13 protein-coding genes are annotated in these 13,283 nt (G+C 62.3%); 11 read left to right on the top strand and 2 right to left on the bottom strand.

Annotated elements, in window-relative coordinates:
* Positions 1-48: 48 nt before the first annotated feature.
* On the bottom strand, positions 49-966 hold the full coding sequence (gene metR, locus ABX75_RS05505) for a transcriptional regulator MetR (RefSeq protein ID WP_034096103.1): 918 nt from the start codon (positions 964-966) through the stop codon (positions 49-51).
* 182 nt (positions 967-1,148) lie between these two features.
* On the opposite strand from metR, the gene ABX75_RS05500 reads away from it, so the two are divergent.
* The 5 genes from ABX75_RS05500 to ABX75_RS05480 all read left to right on the top strand — a co-directional run bounded on the left by ABX75_RS05500 (position 1,149) and on the right by ABX75_RS05480 (position 4,759).
* Positions 1,149-2,168: an alpha/beta fold hydrolase gene (locus ABX75_RS05500; RefSeq protein WP_047881579.1), complete on the top strand. Its 1,020-nt coding sequence runs from the start codon at positions 1,149-1,151 to the stop codon at positions 2,166-2,168.
* 54 nt (positions 2,169-2,222) lie between these two features.
* Positions 2,223-2,876 (top strand): DsbA family oxidoreductase, encoded by a 654-nt coding sequence (locus tag ABX75_RS05495; RefSeq protein ID WP_034096105.1) that lies wholly within the window; start codon positions 2,223-2,225, stop codon positions 2,874-2,876.
* A 184-nt stretch (positions 2,877-3,060) separates the two neighbouring features.
* Positions 3,061-3,981 (top strand): arginase, encoded by a 921-nt coding sequence (locus tag ABX75_RS05490; RefSeq protein WP_034111941.1) that lies wholly within the window; start codon positions 3,061-3,063, stop codon positions 3,979-3,981.
* A complete protein-coding gene (locus ABX75_RS05485) occupies positions 3,978-4,358 on the top strand; it encodes an EamA family transporter (RefSeq protein ID WP_047881578.1) in 381 nt (126 codons plus the stop codon). Before ABX75_RS05490 ends, ABX75_RS05485 begins: the two co-directional genes overlap by 4 nt.
* Positions 4,355-4,759, top strand: a complete 405-nt coding sequence (locus tag ABX75_RS05480) for an EamA family transporter (protein WP_034111943.1) — start codon at positions 4,355-4,357, stop codon at positions 4,757-4,759. Before ABX75_RS05485 ends, ABX75_RS05480 begins: the two co-directional genes overlap by 4 nt.
* A 63-nt stretch (positions 4,760-4,822) precedes the next feature.
* Here the strand turns inward: ABX75_RS05480 and ABX75_RS05475 are convergent, their stop codons facing one another.
* The gene (locus ABX75_RS05475) at positions 4,823-5,593 is read right to left on the bottom strand and encodes a MipA/OmpV family protein (protein WP_034111945.1); all 771 of its coding nucleotides are present in this window, start codon (positions 5,591-5,593) and stop codon (positions 4,823-4,825) included.
* 229 nt (positions 5,594-5,822) lie between these two features.
* Here ABX75_RS05475 and ABX75_RS05465 point away from each other — a divergent pair, with 229 nt between their 5' ends.
* The 6 genes from ABX75_RS05465 to ABX75_RS05440 all read left to right on the top strand — a co-directional run bounded on the left by ABX75_RS05465 (position 5,823) and on the right by ABX75_RS05440 (position 13,156).
* Positions 5,823-6,521: an HAD-IB family phosphatase gene (locus tag ABX75_RS05465; RefSeq protein WP_034111949.1), complete on the top strand. Its 699-nt coding sequence runs from the start codon at positions 5,823-5,825 to the stop codon at positions 6,519-6,521.
* Entirely contained in the window at positions 6,514-7,908 is a 1,395-nt protein-coding gene (locus tag ABX75_RS05460) for an aspartate aminotransferase family protein (protein ID WP_034096112.1), read from the top strand. The genes ABX75_RS05465 and ABX75_RS05460 overlap by 8 nt, the downstream gene beginning before the upstream one ends.
* Complete coding sequence (locus tag ABX75_RS05455) at positions 7,905-8,759, top strand: carboxylesterase (protein WP_034111951.1); 855 nt, start codon at positions 7,905-7,907, stop codon at positions 8,757-8,759. The genes ABX75_RS05460 and ABX75_RS05455 overlap by 4 nt, the downstream gene beginning before the upstream one ends.
* A 116-nt stretch (positions 8,760-8,875) precedes the next feature.
* Positions 8,876-10,003, top strand: coding sequence for a GNAT family N-acetyltransferase (locus ABX75_RS05450; protein WP_034096114.1), 1,128 nt, complete (start codon positions 8,876-8,878; stop codon positions 10,001-10,003).
* Complete coding sequence (locus ABX75_RS05445) at positions 10,000-11,769, top strand: HAMP domain-containing sensor histidine kinase (protein ID WP_047881576.1); 1,770 nt, start codon at positions 10,000-10,002, stop codon at positions 11,767-11,769. Before ABX75_RS05450 ends, ABX75_RS05445 begins: the two co-directional genes overlap by 4 nt.
* Positions 11,759-13,156, top strand: a complete 1,398-nt coding sequence (locus ABX75_RS05440; RefSeq protein WP_034111955.1) for a sigma-54 dependent transcriptional regulator — start codon at positions 11,759-11,761, stop codon at positions 13,154-13,156. Before ABX75_RS05445 ends, ABX75_RS05440 begins: the two co-directional genes overlap by 11 nt.
* Positions 13,157-13,283 lie beyond the last annotated feature (127 nt).

Here is a 13,283-nt window from a genome sequence, read left to right as displayed (position 1 = left end):
CAAATCCTAACGGCTGGCCAGTAACGCTGTGTCGGCTGACCCGCCCAATCAGCGCACCGCACTCACCCCGTCCAACGTGGAAAACGACGTGTCCTTGGCCGTCAGCAGGAAGTCGCGCATATACGGCGCATCCAACATGTCGGCGCGAATGCCGGCGTACAACGTCGCGAACAACCCTTTCTCACCCAGGCGCTTGGCCTTTACGTAGCCGCGCGAGCTGTATTCATGCAGCGCCCAATGGGGCATGCCGCACACGCCACGGCCGCTGGCCACCAGTTGCATCATCATCACCGTCAGCTCGGAGGTGCGCACCTGGGCCGGTTCCACGTCGGCCGGTTCCAGAAAGCGCGTGAAGATGTCCAGGCGGTCGCGTTCCACCGGGTAGGTGATCAGGGTTTCGCTGAGCAAGTCTTCCGGCACGATATACGACTTGTTCGCCAGCGCATGCTGATTGGCCACGGCCAGCATCGCCTCGTAGGTAAACAACGGTACATAGGTGATGCCCGGCAGCTCCAGCGGGTCGGAGGTCACCACCAGGTCCAGGTCGCCACGGGCCAGGGCCGGCAGCGGGGCGAAGGCAAAACCGGAGGCCAAATCCAGCTCGACTTCCGGCCAGGCGTCGCGGAACTGGTCGATGGTCGGCATCAGCCACTGGAAGCAACTGTGGCATTCGATCGCCATGTGCAAGCGCCCGGCGGTGCCGCCGGCCAGGCGCGCGATATCGCGCTCGGCGCCGCGCAGCAAGGGCAGGGTGGCATCGGCCAATTGCAGCAGGCGCAGGCCGGCGCTGGTGAAGCGCAGCGGTTTGGTCTTGCGCACGAACAGCGGCATGCCCAGGCGTTCCTCCAGCTCCTTGAACTGGTGGGACAGCGCCGATTGCGTCAAATGCAGGCGCTCGGCGGCTTCCACCAGGCTGTCGGCTTCGCGCAGGGCGTGCAGGGTCTTTAAGTGACGGATTTCGAGCACGGGCTCTCCATGAGGGCAATTTGTGTTGAAGTGCAATGGCGTGAGTTTGGCTCATGTTGCAAAGCATGTCGACCATGACCACCGGGCACTCTTCATCAAACTGTCATGGAACTGTGGCAGCGCGCTTGAACAAACTTCATCAGACTCGCGCTCTACTGGGGTTCTGCGTTTTGGTGTTTTTCATGCGTGTGTTGTTTTTATTGGCCGCCTTGCTGTTCGGCCTGCCGTCTTTTGCGGCCTCCCGTTGCGATATCAATGTCCCGACCCAAACGGTCGACCTGGATCAGGTGAGCCTTGCTTATCAAAGCATCGGCCGTGCTTCGGACCCGGCCTTGTTGTTGGTGATGGGCCTGGGCGGTCAACTGATCCATTGGCCGGATGAAGTGGTAGTCGCCCTGTGTCAGCAAGGCTTTCGGGTGATCCGCTACGACAACCGTGATGTCGGCCTGTCCACTTGGCGCCAAGCGCCGGCCAGCGCCAACCTGACTTTTGAAGTGCTGCGCTACAAGCTCGGCCTGCCGGTGTCGGCGCCCTACACCCTGACCGATATGGCCGACGACGCCTTGGGCCTGATGGATGCGTTGCAGATCCAGCAATTTCACGTACTCGGCGCCAGCATGGGCGGCATGATCGCCCAGCACCTGGCGGCCATGGCGCCGCAGCGGGTCGAGAGCCTCACCCTGATCATGACCAGCTCCGGCGCCGAAGGGCTGCCGGCGCCGAACGCGGCGCTTGTGCAGTTGTTGTCGCGGCGCAGCGCGCCCAATCGCGAAGTCGCTCTGGAGCAACAGGCCGATCTGCTGGCGGCACTGGGCAGCCCAAACATCAAGGACGATCGCCAGGCTCTGCTGCACCAGGCGGCGCTGTCCTATGATCGCGCGTTCAACCCCGAAGGTGTGAAGCGCCAGATCATGGCGATCCTCGCCGAACCCAGCCGCGTGCCTTTGCTCAACCAGCTGCGCGTGCCGACGCTGGTGGTCCACGGCACCGCCGACCCGTTGCTGCCGGTGATGCACGGCGTGCACCTGGCGGCGCATATCCAGGGTAGCCAGTTGAAGCTGATCCCAGGCATGGCCCACCGGTTTCAGGAAGCGTTCAAGGCGCCGCTGCTGACGGCGGTGCTGCCGTACCTGCAAGCCCATCGCGAGGATGCCGCGCACTGGGCACGCATCGAGCCCGTGGCGCCTTCGAAGGTGTTGTGACATTGGTGTATGGTGCAACCTTTATGGCGCATATGGCCTGCGAGGTTGCCTAGCATGAGTACTCCCCTGAAAATCGATTTCGTCAGCGATGTGTCTTGCCCTTGGTGCATCATCGGCCTGCGCGGCCTGACCGACGCCCTGGACCAACTGGGCGCCGAGGTACAGGCCGAGATCCACTTCCAGCCGTTCGAACTCAACCCGAACATGCCGGCCGAAGGGCAGAACATCGTCGAACACATCACCGAGAAATACGGCTCCAGCGCCGAAGAGTCCCAGGCCAATCGCGCGCGCATCCGCGATCTGGGCGCGGCGTTGGGCTTTGCCTTTCGCACCGATGGCCAGAGCCGCATCTACAACACGTTCGATGCGCATCGCCTGCTGCATTGGGCCGGCCTTGAAGGCTTGCAGTACAACCTCAAGGAAGCCTTGTTCAAGGCTTACTTCACCGACCAGCAGAACCCCTCCGACCACGCCACCCTGGCGATCATCGCCGAAAGCGTCGGCCTGGATATTCAGCGCGCAGCCCAGATCCTCGCCAGCGACGAATACGCCGCCGACGTTCGCGAGCAAGAGCAACTGTGGGTTTCCCGGGGCGTGAGTTCGGTGCCCACCATCGTGTTCAACGACCAATACGCCGTGAGCGGTGGCCAACCGGCCGAAGCCTTTGTGGGCGCGATTCGCCAGATCATCAACGAAGCCAAAAACTAGAGCCCCCTCTCCAAAGGTGGGAGGGGCGCTGCGACGATTCGATGGCTGAGTGTCGGTCAGCGCTTGTAGCGCTCCAACCACCTATCGAGGGCAAGCCCTCTCCCACAGGGTATGGCAGTGTGCATGGAGTAAGTGCTGGCCCGCGCCTTGCATTGACCCCCTAAAGCCTTAGGGGAACACTGCCTTGAATATTCTCGATCTTGACCACAGCCTCACTGCGCAGGCGCCGATTGCCCGGCGGTTGGCCAGCGGCCAGGCCACGCGTATCGACCTGCTGGACCTGGGCCCCAAGCTGCGGCTGTGGTCCACCGCAAACACCTGGAAGCGCTTCGTCGAACGTCTGGCCCAGCGGCCTCGGCCCACCGACGCGCGACCGGAAATCCTGTTTATCGGCTCCGGCGATTATCACCACCTCACCCCGGCGTTCCTGGCCGATTTGAAAGAGCCGGTCAGCCTGATCCACTTCGATAATCACCCCGACTGGGTGCGTTTTGCACCCAAGCGTCACTGCGGCTCGTGGGTCAACCGTGCGCTGAAAATGCCGGCTATCAAACGCATCGTCACCCTCGGCCCATGCAGTGACGACCTGCATAACCCGCAACTGCGCGGCGGTAACCTGGGGGCCCTCAGGCGCGGGCAGTTACAGCTGTTTCCCTGGCAGCATGCGCCGTCGAAAGTGTGGGGGCGGATCGGCGATGGCGCCGGGCATCAGCAGCGTGAAGATCAGCTGTATTGGCGCAACCTGGCGGAGCTGGATTGGACCGCATTTCTTGAGGAGATGATCAGCAGCCTGCCCACCGAAGCGGTGTGGATCACCGTTGATAAAGACGTGCTGGCCAGCGAAGACGCGGCCACCAACTGGGACCAGGGCGGCATGCGCCTGACCCACTTGCTCCAGGCCCTGCGCGCCTTGGCCGCGCGCAAACGCATTATCGGCATCGACGTGTGCGGCGAGTTCGCCACGCCAGCGTTCAGCAACGCGTTCAAGCGCTGGGAGGCCAAGTCCGATCAACCCCCCGCCGAGCGCTGGAGCCCTGAGGACTTGCAGCGCAATGCCGCGACCAATCAAGCCCTGATCGAACTGTTTGAGGAGTTGTTCCCGTGACCCTGACCGTAGTGGTGCTGGTGGCGTTTTCCATCTTGCTCGATGTGATCGGCCAGCTGTGTTTCAAGATGGGCCTGGACCGTTTGCCGGAGCTGGAGGGCGGCTTTCGCCTGAATGCGTTCTGGGGGCAGGTATTCAATGCGCCGTTGTTGTGGGCGGGGATCGGTGCCTATGTGATCGAGTTTTTCGTCTGGCTCGAAGCTTTGTCCCGCGCGCCGCTGAGCTTGCTGTTTCCGGCGGCGGCGCTGGCGTATTGCGGGGTGGTGCTGGTCGGCAAACTGGTGCTGGGAGAAACCGTCAGCCGTCGGCGCTGGCTGGGAACCTTGGTGATCACCTTAGGGGTGATGCTGGTGGCGATTGGAGGAGGGCAGGCATGAGTACGCAGAACGTCAATGCCGGTTGGCTGCACGAACGCTTGGGCACGGTGGTGCTGTGGGCCCTGCTGATCTGCACCGAGAGCGCCGGCCAGCTGTTTACCAAGGTCGCCGGCGATCAGCTGGGGCAGATGGATTTCAATTGGCGGTGGCTGGTGGAAGTCGCGCATAACCCCGGCATCCTGGCGGCGATTGCCTGCTACATCGGCGCGTTTTTCGTGTGGATGCTGATCCTGCGGCGCAGCAGTTTGTCCCTGGCCTTTCCCCTGAGTTCGCTGGTGTTCGTGGTGGTGCTGTTGGGGTCGTGGCTGGGGCTGGGGGAACATATCAGCCTGCTGCACTGGGTGGGGGTTGCAGTGATCATTGGCGGCATCGCCTTGCTGGCCGAAGGCGAAGAGAACTGATGGTAGAGGGGCTTGGCCCCCCGATGTTCATGGGTGGGAGGGGCAAGCCCCTCCCACATTGAATCAGTCGAACTTGTAGCTGATCGCCGTCTGCACCTGCCCCTGGTTCACATCGCCAGTCTGCTTGACGATGCTGCTGTCCGCCGCCGAGCCCACCAAGTGCACCCAGCTGGCGCTGGTCAACAGGGACCAGTGGGGCGCCAGGGGGAATTCGAAACTCTGGGTCAGCGTTACATTCTGGAAGCCGCCGCTGGCGCTGTATGGGCGATACCCGGTGGCGGCGGCCTCGTGGTCGTCCACGCCGAAAAACGTGTTGGTCTGCCGTGCGTCGGCGAAATGCGCCACCAGGCCGCTGCTGCCGATGATTCCGCCGCCCAGCGGGTAGCCCAGTTCGCCACCCAGTTTGCCCAACGTGCCGCTCTGGGCGTGGCCGCCGCCAACGGCCTGGCCCAACTGCGCGTAGACCCGCCAGAAATCAGCCGGTGCGTACTGCACGAAACCACCGATCTCAGCCATGTCCGACACATTGCGCAGGCCCTGTAGCGAGCCGTTGGAAGTACGTCCCTGCAGGTAATTGATATACGGCCCAGCGCTGAAACCGTGGGTGTTCAACGCGCTCCAGGTCAGGCCGTCGTCGGTGCTGAGGCTGACATTGCCCCAGTCCAGGTCCACATAGGGCACCGGCCGGGTTTCGTAGCGGCTGCCGGTCGGGTCGTGGGGCTGGTAGCTCAGGCCGGCGCCGACTTCACCGCTGATGCCGTCGGCCAACGCGGCATTGGAGACACTCCACAGGCCAAGTAAACCGGCGAATGCCGCGTGGGTGATCCTCAACATGGTCACTGTTCCCTGATTGAATACCCGCGCATGAACGCGCAAAGCATGGCGACCGTGCAAGCACTCATCTTGTTTGTAGCAAGCTACAAAAATTGTAGCTTCCACGACACTTATCACCTCCGTACCCCGAGCAAAGCCCCGGCCCCACGGGGTGATGGCCAGTTGGCACAGTCTCTGCTCTACCCCTGGTGCAAGCGCATGCAGCGCGCCCTCTTCAAGGTAAACGCAGATGATTGACTGGCATATCGTGTGTGACTTCGACGGGACCATCACGCCCACCGATGTCATCGACAACGTCCTCCAACGCTTCGCCGGCCCCGAGTGGGAAACCATCGAGCAGCAATGGCTGGACGGGCATATCGGTTCACGCGAATGCCTGAGCCGCCAACTGGCACTGATCAAAGCCACGCCCAGCGAGCTGCTGGCGTACTTCGACAGCGTCGAGATCGACCCGGACTTTCCGGACTTCGTCGATCACGTCCTCGGCCTGGGGGCGAGCCTGGAAGTGGTCAGCGACGGCATCGAGCAAGGCATTGCGCGGATTTTGTCGCGCAACTACGTGACCTTGCTGCCGATCCTCGCCAACCGCCTGCGCCAGGTCGACCAGAACAGCTGGCGCATCGACTTTCCGTATTCCAGCGATGCCTGCCGCGCTGCATCCGGCAACTGCAAGTGCAAATCCACGCCAGGCAACAAGCGGGTGCTGGTGATCGGCGACGGCAAGTCCGACATGTGCGTGGCGTCCACCGCCGACTTCGTATTCGCCAAGGGCAGCCTCGCCGAGTACTGCACCGCCAATGCCATCCCCCACGCGCGCTTCGACACCTTCGCCGAAGTGACCGCACTGCTGGCGCGGCTCCCGCAGAGCCTTGCCGCCAACGCCACCTCCTTTGCTACCGACTCTCAGGAACTCTTCCATCATGTCTGATATCCGCATCGCTACCGCCGAAGACCAGGTGCTTCTGGATAAAGAAGCCAAGTATTGCTCCTACGGGGACACCGTCCACTACATCGAGCCGCCGCGCATTTTCAGCCGCTGCGAAGGCTCCTACGTGTGGGACACCGAAGACCAGGCCTACCTCGACCTGCAAATGTGGTACTCGGCGGTCAACTTCGGCTACGCCAACCCACGCCTGAACAACGCGCTGAAACAGCAGATCGATACCCTGCCGCAGATCGCCAGCCAGTACCTGCACAAGGGCAAGATCGAGCTGTCGGAAATGATCGCGGTGGACGCCAAGAACAAGTTCGGTCGCGACGGTCGCGTGCACTTCAATGTCGGCGGCTCGCAATCGATTGAAGACTCCCTGAAGGTGGTGCGCAACGCTACCAACGGCAAAAGCCTGATGTTCGCCTTCGAAGGCGGTTACCACGGGCGCACCCTCGGTGCTTCGTCGATCACTTCCAGCTACCGCTACCGTCGCCGCTATGGCCACTTTGGCGAGCGCGCGCAGTTCATCCCGTTTCCGTACCACTTCCGTGGGCCCAAGGGCATGACCAAGGAAGAATATGGCAGCCACTGCGTGCAGCAATTCGCGCGGCTGTTCGAGACCGAATACAACGGCGTGTGGGACCCGAAAGTCGGGCAGAGCGAATACGCCGCGTTCTACGTCGAGCCGATCCAGGGCACCGGCGGTTACGTGATCCCGCCGATGAACTTCTACCGCGAACTCAAGCAAGTGCTGGATCAGCACGGCATTCTGCTGGTTTCCGATGAAATCCAGATGGGCTTCTACCGCACCGGCAAGCTGTGGTCGATCGAGCACTTCGACGTGCAGCCCGATGTGATCGTGTTCGGCAAGGCGCTGACCAACGGCCTCAACCCCCTGGGTGGTATCTGGGCTCGCGAAGAGTTGATCAACCCGAAGATCTTCCCGCCAGGCTCGACCCACTCCACCTTCGCCTCCAACCCGCTGGGCACCGCGGTGGGCCTGGAAATGTTCAAGATGACCAACGAAGTCGACTACGGCGCGATGGTGATGGCCAAGGGCAAGTTCTTCCTTGAAGGTTTGCAGGATTTGCAGAAGCGTTTCCCGATCATCGGTGACGTGGATGGCCTGGGCCTGGCCCTGCGCTGCGAAATCTGCGGCCCGGACGGTTTCACCCCGGACAAGGCAACCCTGGACTACATGGTCGAGGAAGGCATGAAGGGCGATATGGTGGTCGACGGGCAGAAACTCGGCCTGATCCTCGACGTGGGCGGTTACTACAAAAACGTGATCACCCTGGCGCCGTCCCTGGAAATCAGCTACCCGGAAATCGAACTGGGCCTCAAGCTGCTGGAACAACTGCTGGTACGGGCGACCAACCGGTGAACAGTCACGGGTTCGACCTCGGTGAAGGTGATGCCGGTTTCGTGCTCGGCAACGGTCCGGTCGGGGTCCTGTTGATCCATGGCCTGACCGGCACCCCGAACGAATTGCGCCAGGTCGCCAAGGGCCTGGCCAAGGACGGTACGTGCACGGTGTACGTGCCGACCCTGGCCGGGCACTGTGGCGGCAACAGCGACTTGCAGGCCACCGGCTGGCGCGACTGGTACGAAGGCGTGCGCAAGACCTTCGTGCAGGTGCGCCAGCGGCATGGGCAAGTGTTCGTCGGTGGCTTGTCCATGGGCGCGGTGATGTCGATGTACCTGGCTTCGGAGCATCCGGGCCAAGTCGCCGGGCTGCTGATGTATTCCACCACCCTTAAGTACGACGGCTGGAGCATCAGCAAAATGGCGTTCATCACGCCGTTGCTGATCCGCATCCCGTTCGGCGTGCGCCTGTTCCGGTTTACTGAAAAGCCGCCCTACGGCATCAAGAACCAACGGTTGCGGGCAATCGTCGAGCGGCAGATGAAGGAGGGTGAAAGCAGCGAGGCGGGGTTATTGACCATGGAAGGGGTGACGGTGCGCGAGTTGCACTGGATGAACGCCGTGGTGAAAAAACGCATGCCGTCGATCAACGTCCCGGCGCTGGTGCTGCATTCGATCGAAGACGATATCACCAGCCGCTGGAACGCCGACTACGTCGAACGCCACCTCGGCGGGCCGGTGACCAAGATCCTGCTGGACGACTGCTACCACATGATCACCGTCGACCTGCAATACCGGCGGGTGATCGAACTGAGCGCCGCTTTCATCCGCGAACGGGCGAACGATGATGTGTTGGCGTGTTGTGGTTAACGCGACTGTTGTGCTGAGCGGGCTGTGCGCCAATCAGGCTCTTGGTGGTGAGCGGGTCAAGCCTGCTCACCGCGCGACCTGACCCAACTAGATCCTCAGCCAAAAAAGGGGAACACGTGATCACCACCCAAGCCTTTGCAACCATCCGGGCGCTCCAGCGCAGTGCCTGGAACGATTGTTTTCCTGGTGCGCTGGAGGACTGGGACTACTACGTCGCCGTGGAAAACGCCGCCATCGAGGATTTTCAATGGCGCTATCTGGCCGTGTACGACAATGGAACGCTGGTGGCCGTGGCGCCGGCCTTTATCACCCATTACCGCCTTGACACCACTGTGTCCGGTGTCGGCAAGCGCCTGACCACGCGCTTGCAACGCGTGTGGCCCGGGGCTTTGCAGTTGGGGTTATATGCAGTGGGCTCGCCGGTGGCCGAGCGCTGCGACGTCGGGTTCGCCAGTGACGTGCCGGCCGCGCGCCGACCGCTGTTGCTCAAGCACCTGTTGCACGCCGCGCGACAGGACGCCGATGACCTCGGCATCGGCCTGCTGGCGGTCAAGGATGCCCCCAGCCATGACCCGCACTGGCGCGAAAGTTGCCGCGCCGCCGGTTTCCAGAGCATGCCGAGCCTGCCCACCGGCGTGCTGCCGCTGCCCTATGGCTCGGTGGACGCCTACCTCGGCTCGCTGGGCAAATCCACGCGCAAGGACCTGCGCCGCAAGCTGCGCGCGCCAGGCCCGCGTGTCGAGTGGCGGGACAATATCGATGATGTGCTGCCCGAGGTCATGAGGCTGTACGAAGCCACGCTTACCCGCGCCGAATTGCAGTTCGAACGCTTGCCCGCCGACTACTTCACCGGCGTGCTCGAACGCCTCGAAGGGCGCGCGGTGTGTGTGCTGTACTGGGTGGACGAGCAACTGGTGGCGTTCAACCTCATGCTCAGGGACGAACATCGGCTGGTGGACAAGTTCTTCGGGCATGACGTCGCCTTCACCCGCGACCACAACCTGTACTTTCGCAGTTGGCTGACCAATGTCGACTACTGTATTCAACACAAAATTGCAGCGTACGAGTGCGGGCAGGCCGGGTATGCCAGTAAGCTGCGCCTGGGCTGCGAGTTCCAGGGCAACCAGGTGTTCTTCCGACACCGCAACCGCCTGGTCAACGGCCTGCTTGCGCTGGTAAAACTGTTTATTCGACCGGATCGTTCCGACCCTGCCATGGCTGCCGCAATAAGCGAAACCCGATGATCACCAAGACCCGCCAGAAAGCCCGTCCGTTTGCCATTTCGCGCTGGAGTGTCCAGCGCAAGCTGGTGCTGGCGTTCTGGTTGGTCAGCGTGATCCCCACCATGATTGCGGCGGAATTGGCCGCCACCACGCTGTCGGAAATTTTCGACAGCAACGTGCGCATCTGGCTGCAGGAGTCGACCAAGATCGTCAAGGACGAGATCGGCGATATCCTTCACGACAACGCGCGCATGGCCAAACTGTTCTTGCGCTACACCAGTCCGCCAGAGAGCAGGCAAGCCGCCAAGCACGATCGTCTGACCGCGGACATAGCCGATGCCACCGACATCGATGTGGTCGCGCTGATCCGCGTGAGTGACAACAAACCGGTGTTCAGCACCGCCGCCGACGACATCGTCAAACAGATCAGCCTGGCCCGGAACACCGTATTGCAGACCCTGCAGGTGGGCGGTGTGTCCACCGGCATCGTGGTCTCCACCTTCGAGACCACCCAGGAGGGCGTCGACTATGTGCTGTTGGTCGGCACCTACCTGGACAGCAGCTTCCTCACCAGCGTGGCCGATGTGCACTCCCTAGACCTGCGCCTGTACCTGGCCAACCCGGACGGCTTCTCGGAAATTTTTTCGACCCAACGCTTCGAGGATCACCCCTCGCGCATCCCCAAGGACGTCGAAACCGCGATGCGCAGCACGCGCCAACCCAGCGAGCAGTTCACCCATAACTACAGCGGCCTGTACTGGCCAATCTTCAACGACGCCGGCGAGTTGCAAGGCGTGATTTTCAGCGGGTTGCTGCGCCACACCAGCCTGGTGGGGCTGGTCAACCAGAGCAACTTGTTCGTGCTGATCTTTGTGCTCAGCTCGGCGTTGTCCCTGGCGGCCGGGGTGCTGGTGTCGCGACGCCTGACCAAGCCGCTGCGGGATCTGTCCCAGGGCGTCAGCGCGGTGATCTCAGGCGATTATGCGCACCGCGTCGAGGTCAGCGGCGGCGACGAATTGGCCCAGTTGAGCAGCACCTTCAACCACATGACCGAACGCTTGGGCGAATTGCACCAGCTCGAAGCCCAATTGCGGCGCCGCGACCGCCTGCATGCCCTGGGCGAAGTCGCCATGGGCCTGGCCCACGAGATCCGCAACCCGTTGGGCATCATCAAGACCGCCACCCAGTTGCTGCACCGCCGCGCCGACCTGCCGGACGCCGACAAGCGCCACCTCGAATATGTGATCAGTGAAGTCAGCCGCATCAATGACCTGATCACCGAGTTTCTCGACTTTGCCAAGCCCAACCCGCCGCTGCGCGTGGTGCAACCGGCGCGTGCACTGGTGGAGGAAATCCTCGGCTTCTGCGCGCCGGAACTGGCCACCCATAACATCGACGCGCAGATCGACGACCAGGCGCCGGGGGCGACGCTGTATGCCGATGCCCGCCAACTCAAACAGGCGTGTCTCAACCTGATCATCAACGCTATCGACGCCATGCCCGACGGCGGGCGTTTGACCTTGGGCATTCGCAGCGTGGGCGACAACACCGTCATCAGCATTGCCGACAGCGGCCAAGGTATTCCCGCCGAGATGATCGAGCGTATCTTCACGCCGTTTGTCACCACCAAGGCTTCGGGCACGGGGCTGGGGCTGGCCAAGGTCTATTCGATCATGGAAAGTCACGACGGCAGCATCGAATGCGCCAGTGAGAAAGAGGCCGGCGCCACCTTCAGCCTGTACATTCCGGCGCGGGGCGAAGACGACGAGGACAGTCATGACGCATAACGTATTAGTAGTCGACGATGAGCCCAAGCTGTGTGATTTGCTCGCCTCGGCCCTGGGCCAGAACGGCATTCAAGTATTCACCGCCGGCAACGGCCTGCACGCGCTCAAGGTGTTGGAGCAGGAAGACATCGACCTGGTGATCAGTGACTGGCGCATGCCGGGCATGGACGGTGCGGCGCTGCTGGCGGAAATCAAAACGCGCTACCCCCACGTGCCGGTGATCGTGATGACTGCCTACAGCACAGTGAAAAACGCTGTGCAGTCGATGCGTAACGGCGCCTATGACTACATCGCCAAGCCGTTCGATATCGACGAACTCGATATCACCGTGGCCAAAGCCCTGCAGTTTCGCGACATCCTGCGCGACAACGCACGCCTGCGCGCCGAGCTGGATGAGCACGCACAGTTCGACAGCCTGGTGGGCGACAGCCCGGCGTTTCGCAAGGTGCTCCAGGCAGTGGATTCGGTGCGCGACAGCAGCGCCACCATCCTGCTGACTGGCGAGAGTGGTACCGGCAAGGAAATGGTCGCGCGCGCCATCCACAAGCACGGCAGCCGCGCCGACAAACCCTTCGTGGCGGTCAACTGCGCGGCGATTCCCGAAGGCTTGTTGGAAAGCGAGATGTTTGGCCATCGCAAGGGCGCGTTCACCGGCGCGGTGTCGGACCGGGTCGGGCGCTTCCAGCAGGCCGACAAGGGCACGTTGTTTCTCGATGAAGTAGGCGATATGCCCCTGGCCTTGCAGGCCAAGATCCTGCGCGCTTTGCAGGAGCGGGTGATCGAGCCGGTGGGCGACCCGCGTGAGCGCAAGGTGGACGTGCGAGTGATCGCCGCCACCAATAAAAACCTGCTGGATGCAGTGGCCAACAAAGAGTTTCGCGAAGACCTGTATTACCGCCTCAATGTGTTCCCGATCCCGCTACCGGCCCTGCGCGAGCGGGTGGAAGACATCGCGCCCCTGGCCCGGCATTTCGCCCAGACCCTGAGCGCCACCGCCGGCAAACGCATCACCGGTTTCAGCCCCGAGGCCTTGCAGGCCATGGCGGCGTATCACTGGCCGGGTAATATCCGCGAGCTGCAAAACTGCGTGGAGCGCGCGACCATCGTGGCAGCCACGCCCGTGATCGAAGACATCGATTTGCCAGGCTATCTGTTTGCTTCCAAGCCCAGCGAGGGCGGCGTGGCGACGATTCTCAGCGACGGCCCCGGCATTCCCCAGGACTTGGATGCGGCGCTGGCCGAGGTCGAGAAAGCCTACATCCTGGCGGCGTTACAGGAGAGCAACGGCGTACAGGCCGCGGCGGCGGCAAAGATCGGGATTTCCGAGCGCAGCTTCTGGTATCGCCTGAAGAAGCTGGGCATCCAGGTCGACAAAATAGTCCGCTGACTCAACCGGGATAAAACTGTGGGAGGAGGCTTGCCCTAATGCCAGTCAGTTAGGGGATTCAGTTGATCCAGCCCAGGCAATAACTTTCAAAGGTGGGAGGGGGCTTGCCCCCGATTGCAGTGGCCCA

The organism is Pseudomonas sp. ARP3, from assembly GCF_001029595.1.
In the GTDB taxonomy this organism is placed as follows: domain Bacteria; phylum Pseudomonadota; class Gammaproteobacteria; order Pseudomonadales; family Pseudomonadaceae; genus Aquipseudomonas; species Aquipseudomonas rhodesiae.
This window is presented reverse-complemented; position numbering and strand designations above follow the sequence as displayed.